The sequence below is a fragment of the Streptococcus sp. 10F2 genome, assembly GCF_054331515.2.
In genome coordinates, this window is the sequence record NZ_JBTGGE020000091.1 from 1 (window position 1) to 2,797 (window position 2,797).

Genomic DNA, 2,797 nt, shown 5'->3' on the forward strand with positions numbered 1-2,797 from the left:
TGTGTCAAATAATAGCGACGACGTCCACCACGTTTGTCAGTGAGAATAGCTTCTAAACCTCCCTCTTGATAGCGATTCAATAAGTTACGTACAGTTTGATGAACAAAACCCACAGACTTGGCTGCTGCTGTTAAATTCTGTGATTCAGAATATAGAATAAGAGCCTGAATTTTTCTATGATGTTGAGCATTCTCTTTATTTTTCAGTGCCTGTTTTAATTCTTTAACTTGTGATTTGCTTAGCTTTGTTTTCATATCTATATTATATCGCTATTTTTGGTTTTTGTTAAGTATCAATTCGTTTGTTCTTAGCGATTGGGTAAGTTACTGGCTGATCTGAGTTTAAGGCAGCTTCTCTGACTTCCCTTGGTGTCTTATATTGGTATCTGCTTTGTAATCGATGGTGTTTATAAAATCGGATATAGTCTTTGATGGCAAAACGAAGAGTCGCTTCATCAGAAATCTCATACATTTGATACATTTCCGTTTTTAGGATACCCCAGAAGCCCTCAATTGGACCATTATCGATACAATGACCAACTCTTGACATGGATTGTGTCATACTATTGTCCTCCTGCTTTTTCTGAAAAACTCTATTCGTGTATTGAAAGCCTCTATCACTATGAAAAAGTGGCTTGGCTTTAGGATTCTTAGCGATTGCGTCATCAAAGGTTTTAAAAACAAGTCGAGTATCATTCCGACCACTTACGACAAAAGCAACAGGATATCTGTCATATAAATCTAGAATGACACTAAGATAAAGTTTCTTTGTGGTGTTGGGAATCTTGAACTCTGTAACATCTGTAACCCACTTTTCATTCGGTCTGGCCGCGTAAAAGTCTCTTGCCAACTTATTTTCTGCAGTCTGTTCTGACTTAGAGGATCTATTGGCTTTCCCTTTCTGCTTACGAATACGTGCGTGAACATTGATATTCTTCATGATTCGATGGATTCTATTTTTTGAGTAATTGGTTTGGTTAAAGTGATTGATCCACGCTGTCATCCTACGATATCTTAAGATATGCGAGAAGCGTTCATCGTATTCTTTTATGAGAACTGCCAGTTCTTTGTTTACCTTCTCCTGTTCAGGTATAACTCGATGTTTCCATTTATAAAAGGCAGAACGAGCGATGCTTAGCTGCTTGCACATCCAGCTTATACTCCATGATTTGTGGTTGTAGAAGTATTCAATCGCTAGATATTTTGATTCGTTACGTAGTTTCCCTAGCCTCACATCCTTCCGAAGTCCCTCACTTTTTAAGAGTTCGACAACCATATCCTTTTCTTCTAGTTGGTGTTTTAATCGCTTGTTTTCTCTGCGAAGTCTTTCTAATTCATCAACTTCAGCATCACTCTTATGACGACCTCTCCGGTCTTTCAACCCATCTTCGCCATCACGGTCATACTTTCTAACCCAGAAATAGACTTGACTATAGGAAACATCGTATAGCTTAGCAGTCTCCTTGTAATTACGGTTATGGTCAATACAATACTTCACAATTTCAATTCGTTCTTCTATTGTAGTTTTCCGTCTTGCTTCTGCCATATAGATCTCCTGAATAGGCATGTAATCTTTTAGCTCTATATTAGCATTATACAATCTAATCCACTTCAATAAAACACTATCTGAAATATTGTAGAGAGAACTTAACTCAAGAGTCGAATTCTCACCACTTATATACTTTGAACTGCTCCCTGTCAAGTAGACAGTGAAATAATAAAAGATTATGCGACGGCCTTGTTCCTCATTTCAAGAGGGGCAAGGCCGTTATTGCGGTCTTGAAAACGTTCATGATTGTAGAAATGAATATAAGTATCTATATCAGCTACCAACTCCTCAAAGGTCTTATACTTCTTCAAATCATAACATTCGGTCTTAAAATGCCCAAAGAAGCTCTCAATTGGCGCATTATCAATACATTTACCAACACGAGACATAGAGCGTGTCACTAGTTTTCTATTAATGAAACGTGTCATGCGACGGTAGCCTAGAATACCTTTGTATTGAGCATGAAGTTCTTGCATCAGTGAAACCAACTCTCTATTTATCTTCTCGTATTCAGTCTCCTCATGGTTCAGTCATTTGTAGTAGCCTGAACGAGAGACCTTCAAGAGTCGACATAAGAGATGAATCGGATCTCCATTGTTCTCTTCATGATATTCCTTGATTGCTTGGAATTTAGAAGTGAGTCGACCTAACCTTACTTCATATTCCGTAGATCGATCTCTTGAAGCTTTTTTAGAAGACCGTTCTCCATTTCTAGTAGTCGATTGCATTCCTCTAATTGTTTAAGCTTAAGGAGTAATTCCTCTTCATTAGTTAAATTCGACTTGCTTTCAAGTCCCCTTCCACGACGGTCTTCTAAGCCTCGACTACCTTCTTTTTCAAATTTTCGTACCCATGAATAGATTTGTTGGTAAGAAATACCATACTTTTCAATAGCTGCTTGATAGTTTTTATCGTGAGCAATCGTAAAGTTTACGGCCTCAAGCCGTTCTTCAAAAGTTGTTTTACGCCCCTTTTTCATCCTAGAATATCCTCTACTAGTAGATTTTAACTTATTACCACTAGTATAAATGTTTATCCACTTTCTGAGAACACTTCAATCTGATATTCCATATTTTTTAACCAAACTCTCTTGGCTTCCTCGGCCTTCTAAATAGTTAAATACTGCCTGTTCTTTCAGCTCCTGGCTATATTTCTTCCAAGTTCGACTTTCATAGAGACCATTAATACCATCTTGTTTGTATTTTCGAATCCACTCTTGAATCGTTTTGTAGGATACCTGGCTTTGTTT

The 2,797-nt window shown here is 37.6% G+C and carries 2 protein-coding genes and 1 pseudogene; all 3 read right to left on the reverse strand.

Annotated features, from left to right (window positions below; genetic code table 11):
* Positions 1–254: helix-turn-helix domain-containing protein (locus ACXM1Q_RS09045; protein ID WP_458517775.1), on the reverse strand; the 254-nt coding region annotated here is incomplete at its 3' end.
* A gap of 31 nt (positions 255–285) precedes the next feature.
* Positions 286–1,545, reverse strand: a complete 1,260-nt coding sequence (locus ACXM1Q_RS09050; RefSeq protein WP_458517776.1) for an IS3 family transposase — start codon at positions 1,543–1,545, stop codon at positions 286–288.
* Between the two features lie 179 nt (positions 1,546–1,724).
* Positions 1,725–2,797: pseudogene (locus ACXM1Q_RS09055) on the reverse strand (helix-turn-helix domain-containing protein); the annotation flags it as partial.

What these genes read in the sequence shown, in the direction of transcription:
- ACXM1Q_RS09050 (WP_458517776.1), bottom strand. Translation starts at nt 1,545, where the DNA reads ATGGCAGAAGCAAGACGGAAAACTACAATAGAAGAACGAATTGAAATT.